Annotated in this window: 24 protein-coding genes; all 24 read left to right on the top strand. The window is 30.2% G+C overall.

What is annotated here, in order from left to right; translation table 11 throughout:
- On the top strand, positions 1-626 hold a 626-nt coding region (locus L1S34_RS07280), incomplete at its 5' end, for a hypothetical protein (RefSeq protein ID WP_236363444.1).
- Positions 627-1,672: 1,046 nt separating this feature from the next.
- Positions 1,673-2,266 carry a hypothetical protein gene (locus tag L1S34_RS07275; protein WP_236363443.1) on the top strand — a complete coding sequence of 198 codons (594 nt, stop codon included), beginning with the start codon at positions 1,673-1,675 and terminating at the stop codon, positions 2,264-2,266.
- 189 nt (positions 2,267-2,455) lie between these two features.
- On the top strand, positions 2,456-3,034 hold the full coding sequence (locus L1S34_RS07270; protein ID WP_166139154.1) for a hypothetical protein: 579 nt from the start codon (positions 2,456-2,458) through the stop codon (positions 3,032-3,034).
- A 185-nt stretch (positions 3,035-3,219) separates the two neighbouring features.
- Positions 3,220-4,227: a hypothetical protein gene (locus L1S34_RS07265; RefSeq protein ID WP_236363442.1), complete on the top strand. Its 1,008-nt coding sequence runs from the start codon at positions 3,220-3,222 to the stop codon at positions 4,225-4,227.
- Positions 4,228-4,426: 199 nt separating this feature from the next.
- On the top strand, positions 4,427-4,978 hold the full coding sequence (locus L1S34_RS07260) for an NADAR family protein (protein WP_236363441.1): 552 nt from the start codon (positions 4,427-4,429) through the stop codon (positions 4,976-4,978).
- A gap of 187 nt (positions 4,979-5,165) precedes the next feature.
- Complete coding sequence (locus L1S34_RS07255; RefSeq protein ID WP_236363440.1) at positions 5,166-5,534, top strand: hypothetical protein; 369 nt, start codon at positions 5,166-5,168, stop codon at positions 5,532-5,534.
- A gap of 161 nt (positions 5,535-5,695) precedes the next feature.
- Positions 5,696-6,130 (top strand): hypothetical protein, encoded by a 435-nt coding sequence (locus tag L1S34_RS07250; RefSeq protein WP_166077986.1) that lies wholly within the window; start codon positions 5,696-5,698, stop codon positions 6,128-6,130.
- Between the two features lie 159 nt (positions 6,131-6,289).
- Positions 6,290-6,967: a tetratricopeptide repeat protein gene (locus L1S34_RS07245; protein ID WP_236363439.1), complete on the top strand. Its 678-nt coding sequence runs from the start codon at positions 6,290-6,292 to the stop codon at positions 6,965-6,967.
- A 177-nt stretch (positions 6,968-7,144) separates the two neighbouring features.
- The gene (locus L1S34_RS07240; RefSeq protein ID WP_236363438.1) at positions 7,145-7,411 is read left to right on the top strand and encodes a hypothetical protein; all 267 of its coding nucleotides are present in this window, start codon (positions 7,145-7,147) and stop codon (positions 7,409-7,411) included.
- 225 nt (positions 7,412-7,636) lie between these two features.
- Entirely contained in the window at positions 7,637-7,978 is a 342-nt protein-coding gene (locus L1S34_RS07235) for a type II toxin-antitoxin system RelE/ParE family toxin (protein WP_236363437.1), read from the top strand.
- A gap of 2 nt (positions 7,979-7,980) precedes the next feature.
- Positions 7,981-8,271: a helix-turn-helix domain-containing protein gene (locus tag L1S34_RS07230; RefSeq protein WP_236363436.1), complete on the top strand. Its 291-nt coding sequence runs from the start codon at positions 7,981-7,983 to the stop codon at positions 8,269-8,271.
- A gap of 232 nt (positions 8,272-8,503) precedes the next feature.
- Positions 8,504-8,932: a hypothetical protein gene (locus L1S34_RS07225; protein ID WP_236363435.1), complete on the top strand. Its 429-nt coding sequence runs from the start codon at positions 8,504-8,506 to the stop codon at positions 8,930-8,932.
- A gap of 171 nt (positions 8,933-9,103) precedes the next feature.
- Complete coding sequence (locus L1S34_RS07220; protein ID WP_236363434.1) at positions 9,104-9,835, top strand: DUF4184 family protein; 732 nt, start codon at positions 9,104-9,106, stop codon at positions 9,833-9,835.
- Positions 9,836-9,994: 159 nt separating this feature from the next.
- Positions 9,995-10,492, top strand: a complete 498-nt coding sequence (locus L1S34_RS07215; RefSeq protein WP_236363433.1) for a hypothetical protein — start codon at positions 9,995-9,997, stop codon at positions 10,490-10,492.
- A 979-nt stretch (positions 10,493-11,471) separates the two neighbouring features.
- Positions 11,472-11,831 (top strand): hypothetical protein, encoded by a 360-nt coding sequence (locus tag L1S34_RS07210; RefSeq protein WP_236363432.1) that lies wholly within the window; start codon positions 11,472-11,474, stop codon positions 11,829-11,831.
- Between the two features lie 160 nt (positions 11,832-11,991).
- On the top strand, positions 11,992-12,603 hold the full coding sequence (locus L1S34_RS07205; protein WP_236363431.1) for a hypothetical protein: 612 nt from the start codon (positions 11,992-11,994) through the stop codon (positions 12,601-12,603).
- Positions 12,604-12,849: 246 nt separating this feature from the next.
- Complete coding sequence (locus L1S34_RS07200; RefSeq protein WP_236363430.1) at positions 12,850-13,197, top strand: hypothetical protein; 348 nt, start codon at positions 12,850-12,852, stop codon at positions 13,195-13,197.
- Positions 13,198-13,367: 170 nt separating this feature from the next.
- Positions 13,368-14,072 carry a hypothetical protein gene (locus L1S34_RS07195; protein ID WP_236363429.1) on the top strand — a complete coding sequence of 235 codons (705 nt, stop codon included), beginning with the start codon at positions 13,368-13,370 and terminating at the stop codon, positions 14,070-14,072.
- A gap of 313 nt (positions 14,073-14,385) precedes the next feature.
- On the top strand, positions 14,386-15,030 hold the full coding sequence (locus L1S34_RS07190; RefSeq protein ID WP_236363428.1) for a Pr6Pr family membrane protein: 645 nt from the start codon (positions 14,386-14,388) through the stop codon (positions 15,028-15,030).
- 413 nt (positions 15,031-15,443) lie between these two features.
- Positions 15,444-16,520 carry a ligand-binding sensor domain-containing protein gene (locus L1S34_RS07185; protein ID WP_236363427.1) on the top strand — a complete coding sequence of 359 codons (1,077 nt, stop codon included), beginning with the start codon at positions 15,444-15,446 and terminating at the stop codon, positions 16,518-16,520.
- Between the two features lie 237 nt (positions 16,521-16,757).
- Entirely contained in the window at positions 16,758-17,177 is a 420-nt protein-coding gene (locus L1S34_RS07180; RefSeq protein WP_236363426.1) for a DUF1801 domain-containing protein, read from the top strand.
- An 84-nt stretch (positions 17,178-17,261) separates the two neighbouring features.
- Positions 17,262-18,635: an RCC1 domain-containing protein gene (locus L1S34_RS07175; protein ID WP_236363425.1), complete on the top strand. Its 1,374-nt coding sequence runs from the start codon at positions 17,262-17,264 to the stop codon at positions 18,633-18,635.
- Between the two features lie 327 nt (positions 18,636-18,962).
- Positions 18,963-20,186, top strand: a complete 1,224-nt coding sequence (locus L1S34_RS07170; RefSeq protein ID WP_236363424.1) for an autotransporter outer membrane beta-barrel domain-containing protein — start codon at positions 18,963-18,965, stop codon at positions 20,184-20,186.
- 371 nt (positions 20,187-20,557) lie between these two features.
- Entirely contained in the window at positions 20,558-21,136 is a 579-nt protein-coding gene (locus L1S34_RS07165) for a hypothetical protein (RefSeq protein WP_236363423.1), read from the top strand.
- The last annotated feature ends 142 nt before the right edge of the window (positions 21,137-21,278 follow it).

Raw genomic sequence — 21,278 nt, 5'->3', positions numbered from 1 at the left:
AGCTACAATACCAAAAAAACTGCATGAAAATAGACGAACTAAACAATTTAGATAATTCAATATCTAGCTTTGAGTTTTTAAAAAAGAAAAGCGAAGAATATTGGGAGACATCAGAATTGATATTATGCTGGGGATTTCAAATCCAACAAAAAAGCAAATGGAAAAAAGGGCTTACAGAATTTGAATTAATTGATTTTCAAGATAAAATGGGGTTTGAATTTTCAGAATCTTTAAAGAATTATTTCCGAACAATGAATGGATTAGATAAACCAGGAATTGACAACAATAATGGAGAAGACGAAATTGAATTTGGAAAAATATTTTATTCGTATCCAGAAGATATTGAATTAATTAAAACCGAAATTGAATGGATATTAGTAGAGAATCATGTCTCAAAAAAAGATATTCAATCTAAAATGGTTCCGAATATTTTCCCATATTATGGAAATAGATTCTTAATTATTGACAATCAACAACCTATATTATCTATGCGTGGTCAAGATATAATATATTGGGCTGAAAATTTATGCAAGGGAATTGCACAAGACATTTTTGAATTCAACCACGATAAAATCATGAAGAAAAAACTAAACGAAACTGAATTTTGGAACAATAAGGAACTGTAGCTAACAGGCGTTTGGCAAGATTGCGAATTTTGTAGTAAATACACGTCTATTTCTCGCAAGATATTTTATCTTTGAAAGAAAATAATCGGTCCCGAACTTCGCAACCTTGCCAAGCGCCGGAACGTTACTGGTGACTTGTGCCAAAATTACGAGGAAGAAATAATTAGCAAATAAGCAATTTGTTTCGCAGAAAATTTCAAAGCAGAAGCCTAAAATTGGATTCTGACAACAAACATTTAATATTTATGATAAAATTTTTTCATACATGCTTAGAATTGATTTTTTGGTTAACAGCTAGTTTAATTGTATTTATTCCACATATTCTTTTTTTTGGAGGTCTATATGTTATTAAGTATTTAATTTTTCCAAAATTACCTTTTTCTATTTTTCTTATTTTCTTGGCAATTATTACTGCTATTTATGAAAGACTTAAAAAATTTAAAAATAAAGACTAGAGTTGAGAACCGATAACGTTAAATCTACTATGTTATAAATTAATTGTATCGAAATTACGCAGATAAAAACAATTAGGAAACAAGCACTCGTTCCTCAAGAAGTTTAAAAACAGAAACTTGAAAATTGGAATCTGCCAACAAAAACCTAAAAAGAAGAAACTGATTTTTTTTGCTTAGAATTTTAGAATGAAAGGTAAATAACTGAAAATAAAATATTGAAAATTACAAATCGAAAATCAGAAACGTGAAAGTTAGGTTTTATTAACAGAAGCGTGAAAAATTTGCAGTTTAATCGTAATTTCGACAAAAACAAGCCTCCAGTAACACACGCTACAAGCAATTTGGGTATTAGGCTTAATTTGAAATTGGTCTTGTACTTGGAAGATTTGGCAAATCCGAATAATGGGCTAAATTTAGTACCAAACTGCTTGTAGCGCGAGAACGTTACCTGCTATTTTGCCGAAAAACCGACTAAAAAGAACATTAATACAAATAAAAATGAATAAAACTCTACTCCTATTATTTAGCTTTTTGTTGTTAAGTTGTAATTCAAAATCTCAAAATAGTCCTAAAGAAAGCGAGGAAAAAACAATGAAAACTAAATTGACAGGAAACCAAATTATAGCAGAATTAGAAAAACTTAATTTTTTTAATTTAACAGACAAAAAAGATTTAAAAGAAACAAAAGCTGAATTTGAAAAATCATATACAGAACTAAATTTCTTTGAAGGAAAAATGAAAGGCGAAAGCTTATTATTTACTGACAATAGATTTTATTTTATTGATTCCGAAACTTTGTTTGAAGGTGGTGGTTTAATTCAGTATTTAGAAACTGTCAAAAAATCATTTGACAAACTAAAATTGAAACTTAACTTTTCAGATGAATTTAATAATCAAACTGAAAAACATTGGACACATAAAATAAAACTTAACGGAAAAGAATATGTCGCTTTTGATGATGATTTTGGAGAAAAAGATTGGGGAATTTCATTTGTGAATTTTATTGAAATGCTAAATGACCAATTAAAGTTGCAGAAAAGTGATGAAAGATTTTACCCCATAAGCTCTGGAAATGATGGAAGAATGGTTTTGTTAACTAAAAAGCAGTTTGAATTTGTTAAAGCAAATTATCCAAATGACCAAGAACATCCGAAAGAAATAAATGAATGGAAAAACGGATATTAGAGATAAAAAAACAGCAGGTAACACACGCTACAAGCAATTTGGGTATTTGGCTTAATTTAAATATGGTTTTGTATTTGGAAAGATTTGGCAAATCCGAATAATGGGCTTAATTTAGTCCCAAACCACGTGTAGCGCGGGAACGTTGGCAGACAGTTTAGAAAAACGGAACGAAAAACAAAACATAATCAAATGAAAAATATAATATTCTTATTAGCAATTTTACTTTTTAGCTGTAATTTCAAAAAAGAAACTAAAGCAGAAAATATTGAAATGCAGAATGTTGAAAGTGTCATAAAAGAACCGAAAATTACAGGAGAAAAATATTTTGAATATGACGAAATTGAGTATTATCAAAACGAAATTGAAGAAGACCAAATTGAAGAATTATATGATAATCAAAAAAAATCAGTAAAAGATTCTTTAAAAATGGGTGTGATTTTAGGTGAAATTCCTAAGTCAATTACAGACACAAATTTTATTGACAATTTAAAATCTTTCGGCTATACAAAATCGAAAATTGAACCAAAAAAGTTCGACAAAATAGACGAAATTTTTACAGAGAAAAAGCATTCAGAATCTTATGCAACAGCTTGTATTTATATTTACAGAGACATTTTAATTTTTAAAAGAAAATCTAAAATAATCGGAATCGCAAAAATTTGTTTTGGCTGCGATGCAAATGTAATTGTTGGAACAAAATCTAACACAGAAGAATTTGGAATGAGTGGCGATTATCAAAAGTTAAGAAAAATATTGACTGAAAAATAAAACCGATCTGCCAACAGGCGTTTGGCAAGATTGCGAATTTTGTAGTAAATACACGTCTATTTCTCGCAAGAAATTTTATCTTTGATAGAAAATAATCGGTTCCGAAGTTCGCAACCTCGCCAAGCGCCGGAACGTTGGCAGAAATGCCCAAAAACAGAAGAGAATTCAACAACTTAAAGTATTAAATGAAAAGAATAATTTCAATAGCAATCCTAATTTTATTTGTATTCCAATTACAAGGTCAAGAAAGAAAAAGCCCAAAAAAGATAAAAGTTAGTGGAGATTACATTCATTCGGAAACTGAAACAAATTTTCCCGAACTATTCGAGAATTATAAACGAATAGATGTTTACTCATTTGACAAAAAAGATAAAAATATCGGTGTTACATACGAAAATGAAACAAACGATAAAAAAACAACAATTTCAATTTATATATATCCAACAGAAGAAGCCTCAGAAGACAGATTAAGAAATGAGTATTTTAATTCTATGCAATCAATAGCAAATATTTCTAAAAATGGAATAAATGCAACACAAAAACTTATTAAAAAAGTTGGCGAAAAATATATCTGTAATGGGATTAAAGCAGAAATGAACAATGATAAAAATGAAATAACCCAATTATTGCTATTTGAATGCGGAACTTGGTTTTACAAGATTAGATTGTCAACAAACGAATTGGATTCAATTCAAATCGAAGATATTGAAAAAAGAATTATTGAAAAATTTGAACCAACAAGACTTACTGGAAAAGGAAAATTAAGTACTAAAGCAAATGTATACTTTTCTAAAAGTGCTTTCTGTGATTCGATAATGTTAGGCTCAACAATGGGAAGTGCATTCAAAAAAATTGAATGGACGTTGGAAAATGTAAAAGAAAACGAAAGAGCATCTGGTTTTCCTGCTTTGTACATTGATATGCATATTGAAAGTATAAAAGAACTCCTTAAATTTCAGGAAAAATATAAATATAAAAAAACACAAAGTACAATTGAATATTTAGGAGAATTAAATTCAATAGTTGAAGCAGGATTTCTAAAAGAATTTTTAATGGACCAATACAAAATGCTTTTAATTGTTCCTGACGATAAGGTTTTAAATTTTGAAGCATATGAAAAATGGAAAGAGAATAAAAAACTAACTATTGACTTAAATAAAAAATATTACGTCATATCATACAAAATTGAATAAATAAAGGCACTATCTGCCAACACACGCTACAAGCAATTTGGGTTTTAGGCTTAATTTGACGTTGGTTTTGTATTTGGAAGATTTGGCAAATCCGAATAATGGGCTCAATTTAGTCCCAAACTGCGTGTAGCGCGGGAACGTTGGTGGCAATTTTAGCGAATGACCGTAGTTGAACTGAAAAATTGAAAAGAGAATAAAAATGACATACAATTTAGATTTGCTGATAAACAATTTTGAAAGTGGAAAGCGAATAAAATATTTATTTTTTTGGGGACACCAGAAAAGCCAAAGTGGCGAATTGACGTCATCGTGTTTTAGTCAATGGTGGGAATCACCTTTTATTGTTGACAACATAAAATTTAATACTGCTGAACATTGGATGATGGCACAAAAGGCGCTTTTATTTAACGACCAAGAAATTTATAACAAAATCATTATTGCAAAATCACCAGCAGAAGCAAAGGCTTTGGGCAGACAAGTTAGAAATTTTGATGAACAGACCTGGAATAATAAAAGGCTTGACATTGTTGTTAGAGGAAGTTTGGAGAAATTCACACAGCAAAAAGATTTGAAAGAATTTTTACTCAACACAAAAGAAAGAGTTTTAGTTGAAGCAAGCCCCGTTGATCGAATTTGGGGTATGGGTTTGACTGCCGACAGCGAAAAAGCAGAAAACCCAAAGCAGTGGAATGGATTAAATTTACTTGGTTTTGCTCTAATGGAAGCCAGAGATATAATAAGAAATGAATAAAAAAACTGCCACCAACACACGCTACAAGCGATTTGGGCATTTCGCTTAATGGGAAAATAGGTTTGTATTTGGGAATTTTGGCTAATCCGAAAAATAGCGCTAATTTAGGCCCAAACCGCGTATAGCGCGGGAACGTTATATGCCATTTTGAAAGACGTCAGTACAAAAAATTAACAATAAACATTTTATGAAACAAGAATTAATAAATTGGTTAAATAATATTCAAAAAAATGACGGAATTCCACCAATAGAAGTAATTGCATTTAATTTTGGAATATATGAAAGTGAAGCTGGATATAAGATCTACTTTGTAGGTAGTTTTGAATATGACGAAAATGATGATGATTGGGCTTGTATTGAAATGCCAACAGAATCGCATAGATACTTTGATTTGCCTAAAGAATTACAAATTAAAGACTCAGATGAAATTTTAACTATTTGTGCAAAATCGCTAACAGAATTGGAAAAAGAAGGGAATTTAAAAATAGACTTATTGAAAAATGCAATTGCAATTACTATTGGGTTTGATGAAGGTGAGTTAATTAAAATTAGATAAAAAAAACGGCATATAACACACGTTTGGCGCAATTGCGAATTTTGTGGTAAATTCACGTTCACGTTTCGCAAGAAATATTATCTTTAACAGAAAATGATCAATTACGAAGTTCGCAACTGACGAGAAGCGGCGGAACGTTAGCAACAATTACCAAACTCGTCATGAGACAACTTATCTTTATTTTAATAGCTTATATTCTGTTTTCCTGCCAACACAAAGAACGGATTAAAAAATCTTTCGTGACGTTTGAATTCGAATCTTGGAATCTTGCTGAAAACTTTATTTTAAAATATAATGGTGGAGATACAATTTATTTGAAAAGTATTTTCCCAGAAAAAGAAAATTTATTTAGCGTTATCAATGAAAATGAAAAAGAAGATTTGCTTGAGAGTTTAAAAGAATCCGAATTTGATTATTCAAAAGAATATTGGAATAGTTCAATGGAAGATGGACAAACTTATAAGTTTAATATCATACATCTCAATAGAAAAAAAGATTCGATTTTAATTCACGAAGGAAAAGGACCGAAAAAATTATATGATTTAGCAGAAAAGTTTAAAAAATTAATCCGTGAAAAGAAATTTAAGAAAAAGTAACTGTTGCTAACAGGCGTTTGGCAAGATTGCGAATTTTGTAGTAAATTCACGTTTATTTCTCGCAAGAAATTTTATCTTTGATAGAAAATAATCGGTTCCGAAGTTCGCAACCTCGCCAAGCGCCGGGACGTTAGTGACAAGTGTAAAAAAACCTGCAAAATGACAGAAATCAGAAATAACGAAAGCTATGTCCAGCTACTAAAAGAAGCTGAAAACAACAACTCCGACGCTCAATACGAAGTTGGAAATTATTACTATGATGGTTTGGAATTAAACGGAGAAATGATATTCGAACAAAACAAAATAGAAGCTTTTAAATGGATAAAAAAAGCGTTTGAAAATGGAAATGATTATGCAATGATTCGGATTGCAGATTTCTATAGCGAAGGTGAAATTTGTGATAAAGATTTAGATTTGGCAATTGATTTGTATAACAAAGGAATTGAAAAAGGAATTAGTTTTTCTGCTATAAATTTAGCGACAATTTATCGTGACAAAAATGAATTTAAAAAAGCATTTGAACTATATCAAACTGCTCAAAAGCTAGACAAAACAAATTTAATTGAACTTGCATATTGTCACCATTATGGAATTGGAACAAAACAGAATAAATATTTAGCATTAGAAATTTTTCAAAAAATTGTAAATGATAATTCAGAAAATAGAAATAATGAATTTGAAGTTGAAAACGCAAACTATTGTATTGGAAATTATTATTTAGAAGGCGAAATCGTAGAAAAATCTATTGAGATTGCGAGAGAATATTTAAACAAAGCAAACCCAGACAATGACTATAGAAATGCAAATGAATTACTTTTAATTATTGGAAAAAGCTAAATAGAAAAAACACCAGCCACTAACAGGCGTTTGGCAAGATTGCGAATTTTGTAGTAAATTCACGTTTATTTCTCGCAAGAAATTTTATCTTTAACAGAAAATAATCAGTTCCGAAGTTCGCAACCTCGCCAAGCGCCGGAACGTTAACTGCAAGGTTTCAGCACGAATCTATTAAACATGACGAAAGAAAATATTTTGCCGAATTTATACAAATTGACAATTGGAAATTTATCAGCAATTGTGGCAATTATTATGGGAATTTATTATTTCATGAATCCAGGGGAAGAAGGTTGGGGACTTTTGATTGCTATTTATTTAATTTTGTTTGGAATGCTGATGTTTGCATTTGATTTTTTTATTCAAAGGTTCCGAATAAAATATATTGTAGTTAATGTAATCGAAATTTTGATATTGTTAATAATTGTTAGTGTATTCAATACATAAAAACCCAGATGCTAACAGCCGTTTCTCGCAATTGCGAATTTTGTGGTAAGTTCAAGTTTACGTTTCGCAAGAATTTTTATCTTTAACAGAAAATATAAAGTTCCGAAGTTCGCAACTGACGAAAAGCGGCGGAACGTAAGCAGATATAGTCTTTAAAATCGCGTAAAAACAGAAAATCAGAAAAAAAATTAGGAAAATTAGTAACTTTTAAGTTACTTTTGAAAAATGAAAGTACGTGAAGTTATAGCATACGAAAATCACTTTGAAGATTTTCTTCTTGAACAACCGCAAAAGGTTCAAGATAAAATATTCAAAATAATTGAGGCAATTGAAACTTTGGAAAGAGTTCCTTCAAATTATTTAAAATCAATGGAAGGAACAAATGGTTTATTCGAAGCAAGAATTCAACTTGGCTCAAATATTTGGCGTGTATTTTGCTTTTTCGACAATGGAAAACTTGTAATTTTATTAAATGGCTTTCAAAAGAAAATGCAAAAGACTCCAAAAAATGAATTGGAAAAAGCATTAAAATTAATGGCAAAATATTATTCTGAAAAAACTAAATAATTATGGAAACTAAAAGTTGGAAAGATATTAAAAATGATGTTTACGGTGAAAAAGGAACTGAAAGACGTGACGAACTTGAAAGAGAATTCCAAGGTTTTAAAATTGGAATACTTTTGAAAAAAGCTCGTGAAGAAAAACAACTAACACAAACTGAACTTGGCGATTTAGTTGACAAGAAAAGAGAATATATTTCAAGAATTGAAAATAATGGAAGTAACTTAACGCTAAAAACCTTATACGATATTGTCGAAAAAGGATTAGGCGGAAAAGTGAAAATTCAAATTGAAATATAACTACATCTGCTAACAGCCGTTTCTCGCAATTGCGAATTTTGTTGTAAGTTCACGCTTTCGTTTCGCAAGTTTATTTATATTTGGTCGAAAATAATAGGTTTCGAAGTTCGCAACGGCATGAGGCGGCAGAACATTAGCGGTAATTCTGCATATTTACACCTAAAAAAATCACACTCAATTAGTGGAAGAAAACATAAATTTAAAAGAATATTAAAAAACATTTAAGTTAATTATGAAACAATCAACAAAAAATAAAATACGGATAGTCGTATGGATTCTTTTGTTAGGACTATTTGTCTTTCCTATAATGGAACAATCAATAAAATTAAGAGAAAAGGTGCTTACAATAACATTGTTGATAATAGCTGCACTAATGAATATATTAAGCTCAAATAGGAAAAAAAAAGACTTCACCTTGCTAGATGATATTTTAATTATTCGTAAAACATTCTCAAAGGAAAAGCAATACAGTTTAAAAAACATTTCATTTTGGACTGAAAACCAATATCAATTTCTAGGATTTAAAACTAGTCGAGAAATAATAATTAAAACAACTGAAGGAATTTTTATCCAACTCTTTGAAAAAAATTCAAAAGATTTCGATAAAATTTCAGAATATTTGAACTCAAATCTACCCAATGCTTTTGAAAACTACCACTAACACACGCTACAAGCGATTTGGGTATTTGTCTTGATGGGAAAATGGTTTTATATTTGGGATTTTGGCTAATCCGAAAATTAAGGCTAAATTAGTACCAAACCCGCTGTAGCGCGAGAACGTTGGCTGTCATTTCCGCTCACGACGTAGAAAAACCGAACAAAATAGAAATTTATGCCTTTTACTTTTTCACATCCTGCAATAGTTTTACCATTAAAATATTTACCGAAAAAATGGTTTTCTATGACAGGTTTAGTAATTGGAAGTTCGACGCCAGATTTTGAATATTTCATTAGAATGAAAATTGAAAGTGATTATAGTCATACTTTTTGGGGAATTTTTTACTTCGATTTACCGTTAGGAATTTTACTGACTTTTATATTTCATAATTTAGTAAAAGAAGAATTATTTAGAAATTTACCTCAAAAACTGAATCAAAGATTTGTAAAAACTGAAAAGACTAATTGGAACAAATACTTTGCTGAAAATTGGAAAATTGTAATTCTGTCAATAATAATCGGAACAATTTCGCACATATTTTGGGACAGTTTTACTCACGAAAGTGGTTTTTTCGTTAAGCATTTTTCTGAATTATCAAATTCTTTTGAAATTTTTGGAAAGCAAATTATGTATTTGAAATTATTACAGCATTCGAGTACACTATTTGGCGGAATTGTAATTGCTTACGCTATATTTAAACTTCCAAAAGTAGAAAATATAAAAACTAAAATAAATTATAAATATTGGCTTATTCTTTTTTTAATAAATCTTTTAGTTTTTATTTTGAGAGTAATAATTGGAGAAAATTCAAAACTTATTGGCAACTTGATTGTAAGTTTGATTACTTCAGTAATGATTGGAATCGTAATTACACCAATGATAATGAAGAAAAAAAACGACATCTAACACACGTTACAACGGGTTTTGGTAATTCTCTTAATGGAAAGTTGGTTTTGTATTTGGGATGATTTGGCAAATCCGAATAATGGGCTTAATTTAGTCCCAAACCCGCTGTAGTAGCGGGACGTTAGCAGTAATTTAAGCCTTGAATCTAAAAAAGATATAATGAAAGAATTTATAATAAACCCTTTTAAATTTTTCTCAACAATTGATAAAATAAGTAATAGTTTTTTGGCTACTTTCATTTCTATTGAGGTCATTTTAATTATTATCTGTGAAATGTTTAAAGAATTCAAAACCTTAGATTTAAACTTAATTATTTTCAATATCATAAGCAAAATGATATGCTATCCTTTATTTGTTGCAGGATATTCTTGGTCAATTGAAAAAGTTGGAACCTTTCCAAATATAAAAAGTCCAAGAGATAAAATATTTATAATATTTATTTTTAGCGTAATCCCATTAATTTTTTCAAGTCTCTTAAACACTTTCGTTCATCAAAATTTTCTTTTAATAAACTTTATGAAAATATCATTAAAATTATGGTTTTTATTGCTTTTACTAATTGGTTTTAAAGTAGTGTTAAAGATTAATTGGTTAGTTTCTTTTAAATATTTGATAATTCCTTTTTTAATACTAATAACTATAAACAATTTAATATAAAAACTACTGCCAACAGGCGTTTGGCAAGATTGCGAATTTTGTTGTAAGTTCACGTTCACGTTTCGCAAGAATTTTTATCTTTAACAGAAAATAAAAAGTTCCGAAGTTCGCAACTGACGAGAAGCGGCGGAACGTTAGCAGTAATGCGCCCAAAAAAAGAGAATATTTATGAGAAAATAAACTATCTACAAATCATTTTTCACTTTATAGCAACGTGTTTTTTTATCTATTCATTTTACTCCTATTCCGCAATTTATAATATTAAAATTTTGACTGCAATCTCAGAAAACGGAAGTGAGAATGTATTACGAAATTCTGAAAAATTTGGAATAACATTAATGGATATTTGGAACTTTTCTTTCGTAACTCAACTTTCTGCTGTTTTAGGAATATTAACTTCATTTATTATTTCTATGGTAATTTCTATAAAGAATAAATGGTCTGTTTGGAATAGTTTCATTGTTCTTGTACTCTGTTACACACTAAATCGATTTGATCTTTTAGGTTGGAGTTATTTAAAAACCTACATATCTCCAGGAAAATTAGTAAATAATCTGCTTTTTAGTTTTTTAATTACGGGGAGTTTCCTGCTTCTAATTGGATTGATAATTTTCTTTTCTAATTTTTTAAAAACCCGAATTGAAAATCAGAAACTGAAACAAATGCACTACTGCTAACGCACGCTACAAGCAATTTGGGTATTAGGCTTAATTTGAAGTTGGTTTTGTATTTGGAAGATTTGGCAAATCCGAATAATGGGCTTAATTTAGTCCCAAACTGCTTGTAGCGCGGGAACGTTAGGCGACATTAACTCACGAATCATAGAATCTAACTTAAAAATCGAAAAAGAAAACATACAAATGAAAAAACTGTTTTTGATAATTATTGTTTTCCATAATTTGATTTTTAGCCAAAATTCTGATGAAAATGTTTCTGCAAAACTATTAGCGATAAAATTCAAACGCATTGTTTTGAAAATTTGAAACCTTTTAAAGAATTAGATAGTTTACCAAATTGGAAAAATCACACTTGTAGTATAATTGATAATTTATTTTTACTTCAAATCAATACTGAAAATAAGACTTTTAATGAGGAATTACATAAATCTGCTATCAACAGATTACGTGAAATATCGAACCTTTTTTATTTAGAAAAAACACCTATAATTTTAACTTCAGGAATGGATAGTTTTTTAGAAACAGAGGGAAAAAATAAAAATCTTGAAGATGACAACAAAATTATTTATGTAAGTATTGGAGAATGTACAATGCCGAGAAATTGGTCTGAAGGGAAAGAGGCTTTTAATTCTGAAACAATGAGATTACTGAAAAATAAATAACGTCGCCTAACATACGTTACAAGCAATTTGGGGATTTGGCTTAATGGAAAAATTGGTTTGTATTTGGAAGATTTGGCAAATCCGAAAATAGGGCTTAATTTAGTCCCAAACTGCTTGTAGCGCGGGGACGTTTTGCGTCATTTTAACCCCACTTTAACCAATGAAATCGAAGATAGTTACAAACATTTTTTTTATTTTGATCTTGTGTTCATGCAATCAAAAATTTGAAAAGTTATCAGAAAAAAATGCTGATACCGAAGCATTGCTAAAAAAAATTCAACCGAATAAAAAAGTTAAATATTGGCAACTCGAATACTTTCCAAATTATAAAACAAAAGCGTTGGATTTTGAAATATTATTTTCAAAGGGAAATTCGGCTAACAGACCAATTCCGAAAAACGAATTTGATTTAAATGGTTTTTTTTCAGGTTGTCAACCTTCATGGTGCGAATATAGAATAATTTATTTAGAAAATGGAAAATGGAAAGTTATAAGATCAGAGAACGAATTGAAAAATTTCATTGATAAAATCGACAACGTGTATGAAGCTTTTTTAATTGGCAAAATAAATAACTATGAAATTGACAATATTTCAGAAAAAGGGAATGGATTTATAAAACAGAAAGACGGCTTTACATTAAATATGATGAAATATAAAAGTTGTCCGGAATCAAAAGAGAGTTTTACCTTCTTTGTAAATAACAATGGAGTTATTCAAGATATCGAAAACAATGGGTTTTATCTAAAAACGAAGGATTGTATAGTTTACTAAGAAAAACGACGCATAACACACCTTACAAGCAATTTGCACATTTGTCTTAATTGAAATATTGGTTTGTTTTTGCAAAATTTGGCAAAGCCGAAAAATAGAGCCAATTCAGAACCAAACTACTATCAGTATGACAATCATATCAATTAGGCGAGCGCAGATTGCATAAACCAATAGTAGGCACGAAAATAAAATATAGTTTTTCTAAGTTTTAATTCTTACATTTAGGTGGTCGTAAAACATTTTTATATGAAACTATTTATTCTAGCCCTTTTCACTTTCTTTAGTTTTAATGTTGTTGCAAAAGATGATATTAAAATAAGTTTTAAAAATGACTATAATGATGTTTATCATCTTTCTCTGATAATATTTACCCCAGATGGTAAAGGTCAAACAAGAGTGAGTAACATTGACCCCAATACTTCAAAAGATTATTATTTTCCAATTGGTACAGAAATTTATGTTGCTGACAATAAGCAGGAGGAATTTGCAATGAAAGGAAATGACATAAGAAAGACAGATGCAAAACCTTGGCTTGTAATATCTAAATCTGACAATAATAAAATTATTTTGTTAACTAGTATAAAACTAAAGTAAATTCACGTTTGTCATAGCAATGCCCTGCACATAACAGCGATTTCGGGCTATTTCTCATTATTGATGAATTAAAATTCTTTCTTCAAGAAAATATTTCATCTTAATTAGAGAACGTAGTGCTCTGTATTTCAAACAGTTATATGGTATCAAAATGACAAACACAACATATTATGAAAAACTTTACGCTGACAATACTAATTGTAATGTATTCCAATTTTCTTTTCTCACAATCGCAAGATAAAAAACTAAATCTTACAAAAGATAGTGATACATTATATTGGAATAAATACAAAAATGATCTAATCAAAAAACATAACTTGGAAGATATTACAAATAAAAGTGATGAAATAAATTTTAAATTTTGGAGTTTCGGAAAGTGCATTGAAGTTATTAAAAACGATTCATTATCAATAGGAAATATAACCTACTTTGTAGATGAAGTTGACGATTTTTCAAAAAAACACTTTAAAAAGACGTTCAATCTAACAAATGAAACTGCAAAAGAGATAACTAATCTTATTGAAAAGACCAAAATAAATACAATACCGAGTGACAAATTTATAGAAGGATGGCAACAAGGTTTTGACGGAATAGAGTATATTTTTGAGTACAAAACTAAAACTGAATATTCCTTTAAAAATTATTGGACACCAACCGCACAGGAAAATATAGAAGAGGCGAAAAGAATTCAAAAATTTGTAGATGAACTTTATCAAATATGTGACTCTGAAAATCTATCCAAACAGTTTTCTAACGAAATACCTTTCAGAAGTTATTCATACAATGGAGGCTCAATCGTTGTGAGCAGAATTATGATAAAAGAAGAATATAGGAAGTTTAAAAAAGAAAAACGTAAAAGAAGAAGACAAAATTGATAAAAATAAAATCGCCTTACACCATTTCTTGCTATTGCGAATTTTGTGTTAATTTTACTCTTTATAATAAATTTATAATTCGAAAGAAATATTAAAAAATTTAAATCAATAAATATTTATTAAGACAACTAATTAAAAAACATCTCGAAACGGCAGTTCTAAGAACATAAAATTTTTGAGCTTACTTTCAAGTTTTTTATTACATTTATATTTGATTATCAGTGATTCAAGTGAAGTTTGTAGCTGTCAATGATTCAAACTTAAACATACCGAATTTTAAATACAATATTTAACTTTTAAAAATAAAGTAAGTATGGAAAATAACTCTAGCCCAAATAAAGAACTTCGCCGAAAGTGGATGGATTCAATTGGTTTTTGTTTAGGATGGTTTGCTATAATTGGGCAGTTCATTTTGATGTTACAAAATAGGCAAACTGCTATCTTGGAGACCATAGTTCGGTTTTTCAGTTTTTTCACAATTCTTACCAATATATTAGTCGCACTCTACTTTACAACAAGACTGCCAATTTTTGAAACAACAGCACTAACAAAATTTTATAAAAAAGGATCATTAACTGCATTAACGGTTTTTATTTTAGTAGTTGGTTTGGTATATCAAATTGTTTTGCGAAGCACATGGCACCCCACGGGTCTTCAAAAAATCATCGATGAACTATTACATTCAGTTATTCCAATTTTTGTTTTAGGCTACTGGTTTTTGTTTGCTAACAATTCCGATATGAAATTTAAAAATTCCAAAATTTGGCTTTGGTTCCCCCTACTCTATTTTGTTTTTGTGGTTGCAAGAGGCCATTTTTCAAAATTTTATCCTTATCCTTTTGTAGATGTCCCGGCGTTGGGTTATTACCAAGTTTTTATCAATTTTCTTATTGTGAGTGCTTTCTTTTTATTTATTTTGGGAACTTTACTTTTGATTGGTAGGTCTATTAAAAAATAGTAATACTTTTAGGTGAGAGAAGCACTTTATTCTATTAATTCATACAAAATGTGAAATTATTGTTTGATTGATTTTTAATATTCATATTATTGGCAAGTAAACCAAAAACCTATTTTTTAATTAAAAAAACTAAAACACCAATTTTATAAATCATTTTCCAAAAAGTGTTTTCGCAGATGTTGATTTAAAAAAAAGGCAAATTTGGTGGAACATACTACTTAATATTATATTTTTTTTTATTTTTAAAACACTGATTTTTATCAAAATAACAATATCTGTATTTTCACAAATTAAATCCTTCTCAAATCATCTAGTTTAATTTTTATGCGAAGTTATTTGCTTAGAATTAATTATTTTTATATAGAAATCAGAACTATAATCCGATAACAAATTCGGGATAGAAATTACCAAAAATGAATAAAAATTGTATAAAGTTAAGCGTTCTACTTCTCGGATTAATATTTTTCCTAGTGTCATCTTGCAAAGAGCATGATCAAATAAAGGCAACAAGCGCAGATGAGCATGCTAAACTGATTAAAAAAAGAAGTCCTGGCAATGTGCAAACCAGCCTAGAAGATAAAAATGGAATGCTTTGGTTTGGGACTACAGATAATGGATTGTATCGCTATGATGGTACCAAATTTCATCAAATACTAAAAAACAATAAAGACAAAATAAATGCTATTTCCTGTCTATTTGAAGATCAAGATGGAGCAATTTGGATAGGTACCGAAAATGGACTTTTTGTGTACAAAGGAAAATCTTTGCAAAAAATCACGATTCCTCTTCCAGTCAATCAAGCTAAAAACAAGAATAAATATTACGGTAAATCAAAAGCTATCTTTAATATTATTCAAACTAAAGACAGAAAAATTTGGTTTGCTACTATAAATGGAGTTTTTACTTATGATGGAAAATCATTTACTCCTTTTGTGATTAACAAAAATGGAGGAGGTTACCTAAACACGAACAATAACATCGAATACATGTTAGAAGATAAATCCGGAAACATTTGGTTTGGAGGTCGAGGCAATCAAGGCGTATACCGTTATGATGGAAAATCGACCATAAACTTAAAATTACAAGAATTGACACTACAATTTGGTACTCGTAAAGTGAATCACAATTGGGCTTGGCCACAATTACAAGATAAAAATGGAGATATTTGGTTCAGTAATTGGGCTGGAGTATACCGATACAATGGAGTAAAATTTACCAGTTTGACCAAAAAAGATGGCTTACCTGGTTACAACGGATTGGTCTCTAAAATTATTGAAGATAAAAATGGGATACTTTGGTTTGGAGGAGATGCTGGACTTTCCCGCTTTGATGGAAAAAAATTCATTAATTATAAAAAGGAATTAGCGAATCCTTGGATTTGGACTATTTTAGAGGATAAAAATGGTGCTCTTTGGGTAGGAACCCGAGACACTGGACTATATCTTTTTGATGGAACTACATTTTTCAATTACACAGAAGAACGTAACTAGTTTGCTTTTTTTGAAATCAAAAACGAAAAACCCCAAACCATTAACTTCAAAAACAGTTTTTTCAAAAGGTATTAAAACTTAAATTTAGAAATCATAAATTTACGATTTTTCTTGTATTTTAATGCTTTCTATTTGCATAAATAGCTATATTGCCGCCAGTAATCTCGTCTTCTTTAAAGGCTTAGATGCAGCAGTTACTTGAATTGTAAAAAATCACAAATACCAATTTACTAATTTATGGCAAAAGCAAACAAAACTACAGAAACAGAAGTCAATGTTACTGATTTTATCAATTTGTATGTTGATGATGACCAAAAAAAGATAGACAGTTTTCAACTAGTCGAACTAATGTCAAAATGGTCAGGAACAAAACCAAAAATGTGGGGGCCAACGATAATTGGCTTTGGCAACTATCATTACAAATACGAAAGCGGCCATGAAGGAGAGTCTATGTTAATTGGATTTTCACCAAGAAAAGCAGCCTTTTCTTTATACGTGACTACAGAAACCCATGACAACCAAGAATTGTTAGACCAATTAGGGAAGTTCAAAATGGGCAAAGCTTGCATCTATGTAAAAAAATTAGCTGATATCAACATAGAAATTCTCGAACAAATTTGCCGCACAACAATAGAAAAAATAAAGCAATCACATTAAATCAAATATTTAATAAACAGCAAATAAAAGCTCATGCAGAATTTATTTAAATGCTCATGTGATTCCCAGAAAAATGCAAAAACTATGAAAAAATTTTATCTTTTAGTCCTACTTTTAATTTTTACAATTAATTCACAATCCCAATGTTGGAAATCAATAGCAGCTGGCGGGAATCATACTTTGGCACTAAAAAACGATGGTACCCTCTGGGCATGGGGTCTCAACGAAAGCTATCAATTAGGAGATGGAACACTAATTGCCAAAACTACACCAACACAAATTGGTATAGAGAATAACTGGGCCTACGTTTCAGCCGGATTTTATCAATCTTTTGCTATAAAAACTGATGGTACACTTTGGAGTTGGGGTCCAAATTTTTTGGGGTTAATTGGACAAGGTGAACTCCTGCGCTCAACAACTCCTATACAAATAGGGACTGATAACAATTGGAAAACTGTTGCAGCTGGCTTACACCATAATTTTGCTATTAAAACAAATGGAACGCTCTGGGCTTGGGGACAAAACGACAACGGCACTCTTGGTGACGGAACATTAACAACACGTCTTTCACCTGTTCAAATAGGAACCTGTACTGACTGGCAGCAAGTAAGTCCCGGATCAAATTTTTCTATTGCATTAAAAACTAATGGCTCTTTATGGGGTTGGGGCTCGGAAGAAGATGGTAAATTGGGCAATGATCCGATTTTAAATTACAAAACATTTAAATCACCAATATCTTTAAGTTCAGATACTAACTGGAAATCTATAGCCACGGGAATAAATCACGCAATTGCTTTAAAAACAGATGGTAGCATCTGGACTTGGGGAGATAATGAAGCAGGTCAAATTGGAAATGGTTCTCAAACTGATCAACTAAAAATTACACAACTTGGCACCGATACTAATTGGGTGAATATAGCTGCAGGAGCTTACTTTAATCTTGCTAATAAAAGTGATGGAACAGTTTGGGCTTGGGGCAGTAATACATCTGGTCAATTAGCTGATGGTTCTCAAAACATAGCACGTATCCCTATTAAAACAACCATCACAGGTACTATTTTACAAATCGCAGCAGGTGGATACCACGCTTTATACCTCAACGGAAATAATAAAGTATTGTCTTGGGGTTATGCCGAATTTGGTCAATTGGGCAATAGCACAGCACTTTTTGAGCTTGTCCCACGTGAAGTTATCTGCAGTACTCTAAGCCTTAATGAATACGCTGATCAACAAGTTATCAAGATTTATCCAAATCCTACCAAAGATTTCTTAGAACTAAATTTTTTAGAGAATGATCAAATTGAGAAGATATCCATTTTGGACATTTCAGGAAAGTTGATCCTTGAAAAAAGTTCAAACGTTAAAACAATTGATGTTCAAAAACTTCAAAAAGGTATCTATTTACTACAAGTAAAAACAGCAAAAAAAACAATGACTTATAAATTCGTAAAAGAATAGTAAATCAGACTATTTATCACAAGGTTATTAAGTAGTCATTTAACTTTAAATTAGGCCTATGAAGAAGATCATTATCAGCAATTATAATCCTTTTACGGACAGACTCAAAAATAGTAATTCTGAAAGTAATGACTAATGGTACGATGAATGATAATGAAATTTCTTTGAAACATACATTTTTATCCCATTATCAACCGAAGTTTCTTATAAAATAATATATCTTCGCAAAATCACTAAAGTTCTTAAGTAAACATCATGCTGGGAATTTTGTGTGATAACGATACACAAAATAGTATTTAAAAAAAATTAAAAAAGAACTTTAAAAAAATGAAAAAACAACTCTTAATTCTACTAATCAGCTTTCTAAGTCTTAATTCTTTTGCACAAGTCGTTTTCGAGAAAGGCTATATTATTAACAACAAAGATCAAAAAGTTGAATGTTTGATACTAAATATTGATTGGAAAAACAATCCTACAGAATTTGATTATAAATTAAATGAAAATAGTGAACCTATTAAGGGCACTCTTGGTCAAGTAAAAGAATTTGGGATAATCAATGCATTTAAATACATCAGAAGAGACGTTAAAATTGATAGATCTGGAACTACTGTCGATAATTTGAGTAATGATAAAGATCCAAAATTTAATGATGAGCAACTCTTTTTAAAAGCTTTGGTAGAGGGAAAAGCAAATTTATACGAATATTCAGATCGTAGCATCAAAAGGTATTTTTACAACAAAGGCGACAATACCATCGAGCAACTGGTTTACAAAACATATTTGGTAACAGATAGTGATGTTGCAAAAAACAATAAATTTAGACAGCAATTATGGATGGATTTGCAATGTCAAAACATTACATTGAGCGACGTGGAGAAAGTGGAATATAAAAAGAAAGACTTAATAAAATTTTTCACAAAGTACGCCGAGTGTTTTAATGATGGTGTGGTAAATTTTGCTCCTAAAGAAAAGAAAGACCTTTTCAATCTCACGCTAAGACCTCGAATCAACAATTCGTCATTAACAATTGACAATTCAAGTTCTAAACAACGAAACACTGATTTTGGTAGCAAAACCGGTTTTGGATTTGGAGTTGAAGCAGAATACATTTTACCATTTAATAAAAACAAGTGGTCTATTGCCATTGAACCAACTTTTCAAAATTTTAAAGCTCAAAAAACCAGTAATGTTACTGATGTTAGCGGAGGTGTTCAAAACGTAAGTGTTGATTATAGTTCAATTGAAATTCCACTTACGTTCAGACATTATTTCTTTTTAAATAAAAATTCTAAATTGTTCTTAAATGCATCTTACATAATTGATTTATCATCAAAATCTACAGTTGAATTTACCCGCAACGATGGCTCTACGTTTAATACACTTGATCTTAAGTCCAGAAATAATCCCGCATTAGGTTTGGGTTTCAAACAAAATGATAAGTTTAGCGTCGAATTAAGATACCAAACTACAAGAGAGATTTTAGGAAACTATGTCTTCTGGAACTCAAACTATAAAACAGTTTCATTTATTTTTGGATATTCTTTCTTTTAGATCACTTAAACATACTTGACACTAAAATAAGGCATCTGCAAAATAAATTTTCATGAATTTATTTTGCAGATGCTTTTTTTATTACTAGCACTTTACAATCATAGCACAATAGCACCTATTTTACATTGATCACCATAGATTATTGCGATAATTTGCAGACCAAAACATCTTACGCACCTACCATTCAGGAGAATTATACTTTAAATAGCTTACAACTTGTGTTCTTTGAAAAAATACCTATCTTTACATCTAGTTACAAACCTTATAGTTCGCTTCGTGTCGGACTACCTGCACAGCAGTAGCACACCCTTTGCGAATTAAAAGGACGAACAATTGATAAACATTTGGTCACCTTAAATACCACTTAAAAGATGATTAGACTTTACCCTATGGAGGAGTTTCGAGAAATCGAAATAGACTATCCTTTGCGCAAGCGTTACGCCGTATCTAACAGAGGGCGTTTAATGAGTTTCACCGAGTCATTCTCAGATGGACAAATCCTAAATGGAGGCATGTCGAGCGGCTACAACACATTGCGATACAAAACTAATAAGAAAGGCAAAATTGTTGAAAAAGGTATCTTATTATACCGTGTCATTGCTGAACTCTTTATTCCTAAACCCTCGGAAGAACATATCCATGTTATTCATTTAGACTTTTCTCGAGATAACGACCGTGTTAACAATTTGCGATGGGCAACGCCTGAGGAAATGATGGCGCATCGCAACAGAAATCCGAAAGTACAGGGAATCGTTGATAAAGTACGTGAAACAAAACAAAAATCTGATGGAAGAAAGCTTACCATTACACAAGTTATTCGTTTGAAAAAAATATTAAACGATCCAAGTCGTAAAACTAGAGCCAAAATACTTGCCAAACAATTTGGAATTAGCGAAATGCAAGTCAGTCGCATAAAAAGCGGTGAAAATTGGGGACACATCAAAGTATAAAATAAGAACAATTTTACTTGTTTGTTTTTTGAAAAATAAATAAGCGCAAAGTAACGAAGCGTTGTAAAATTTGTACTAAAAACCTATTTTCACGAAATTAATTTGAAAATCAATGTATTAGTTGATTTTGAATAAAAATGAC

Origin of the sequence: Flavobacterium sp. K77, assembly GCF_021608205.1 — a bacterium.
Taxonomy (GTDB): domain Bacteria; phylum Bacteroidota; class Bacteroidia; order Flavobacteriales; family Flavobacteriaceae; genus Flavobacterium; species Flavobacterium turcicum.
The sequence above is the reverse complement of the archived record's forward strand: the minus strand, read 5'-3'. Positions and strand labels throughout refer to the sequence as shown.

Bases quoted from the DNA above. Each gene is read 5' to 3' on its own strand.
- L1S34_RS07275 (WP_236363443.1), top strand. From the start codon at position 1,673: ATGAAAACTAAATTGACAGGAAACCAAATTATAGCAGAATTAGAAAAA.
- L1S34_RS07270 (WP_166139154.1), top strand. From the start codon at position 2,456: ATGAAAAATATAATATTCTTATTAGCAATTTTACTTTTTAGCTGTAAT.
- L1S34_RS07265 (WP_236363442.1), top strand. From the start codon at position 3,220: ATGAAAAGAATAATTTCAATAGCAATCCTAATTTTATTTGTATTCCAA.
- L1S34_RS07260 (WP_236363441.1), top strand. From the start codon at position 4,427: ATGACATACAATTTAGATTTGCTGATAAACAATTTTGAAAGTGGAAAG.
- L1S34_RS07255 (WP_236363440.1), top strand. From the start codon at position 5,166: ATGAAACAAGAATTAATAAATTGGTTAAATAATATTCAAAAAAATGAC.
- L1S34_RS07250 (WP_166077986.1), top strand. From the start codon at position 5,696: ATGAGACAACTTATCTTTATTTTAATAGCTTATATTCTGTTTTCCTGC.
- L1S34_RS07245 (WP_236363439.1), top strand. From the start codon at position 6,290: ATGACAGAAATCAGAAATAACGAAAGCTATGTCCAGCTACTAAAAGAA.
- L1S34_RS07240 (WP_236363438.1), top strand. From the start codon at position 7,145: ATGACGAAAGAAAATATTTTGCCGAATTTATACAAATTGACAATTGGA.
- L1S34_RS07235 (WP_236363437.1), top strand. From the start codon at position 7,637: ATGAAAGTACGTGAAGTTATAGCATACGAAAATCACTTTGAAGATTTT.
- L1S34_RS07230 (WP_236363436.1), top strand. From the start codon at position 7,981: ATGGAAACTAAAAGTTGGAAAGATATTAAAAATGATGTTTACGGTGAA.
- L1S34_RS07225 (WP_236363435.1), top strand. From the start codon at position 8,504: ATGAAACAATCAACAAAAAATAAAATACGGATAGTCGTATGGATTCTT.
- L1S34_RS07220 (WP_236363434.1), top strand. From the start codon at position 9,104: ATGCCTTTTACTTTTTCACATCCTGCAATAGTTTTACCATTAAAATAT.
- L1S34_RS07215 (WP_236363433.1), top strand. From the start codon at position 9,995: ATGAAAGAATTTATAATAAACCCTTTTAAATTTTTCTCAACAATTGAT.
- L1S34_RS07205 (WP_236363431.1), top strand. From the start codon at position 11,992: ATGAAATCGAAGATAGTTACAAACATTTTTTTTATTTTGATCTTGTGT.
- L1S34_RS07200 (WP_236363430.1), top strand. From the start codon at position 12,850: ATGAAACTATTTATTCTAGCCCTTTTCACTTTCTTTAGTTTTAATGTT.
- L1S34_RS07195 (WP_236363429.1), top strand. From the start codon at position 13,368: ATGAAAAACTTTACGCTGACAATACTAATTGTAATGTATTCCAATTTT.
- L1S34_RS07190 (WP_236363428.1), top strand. From the start codon at position 14,386: ATGGAAAATAACTCTAGCCCAAATAAAGAACTTCGCCGAAAGTGGATG.
- L1S34_RS07185 (WP_236363427.1), top strand. From the start codon at position 15,444: ATGAATAAAAATTGTATAAAGTTAAGCGTTCTACTTCTCGGATTAATA.
- L1S34_RS07180 (WP_236363426.1), top strand. From the start codon at position 16,758: ATGGCAAAAGCAAACAAAACTACAGAAACAGAAGTCAATGTTACTGAT.
- L1S34_RS07175 (WP_236363425.1), top strand. From the start codon at position 17,262: ATGAAAAAATTTTATCTTTTAGTCCTACTTTTAATTTTTACAATTAAT.
- L1S34_RS07170 (WP_236363424.1), top strand. From the start codon at position 18,963: ATGAAAAAACAACTCTTAATTCTACTAATCAGCTTTCTAAGTCTTAAT.
- L1S34_RS07165 (WP_236363423.1), top strand. From the start codon at position 20,558: ATGATTAGACTTTACCCTATGGAGGAGTTTCGAGAAATCGAAATAGAC.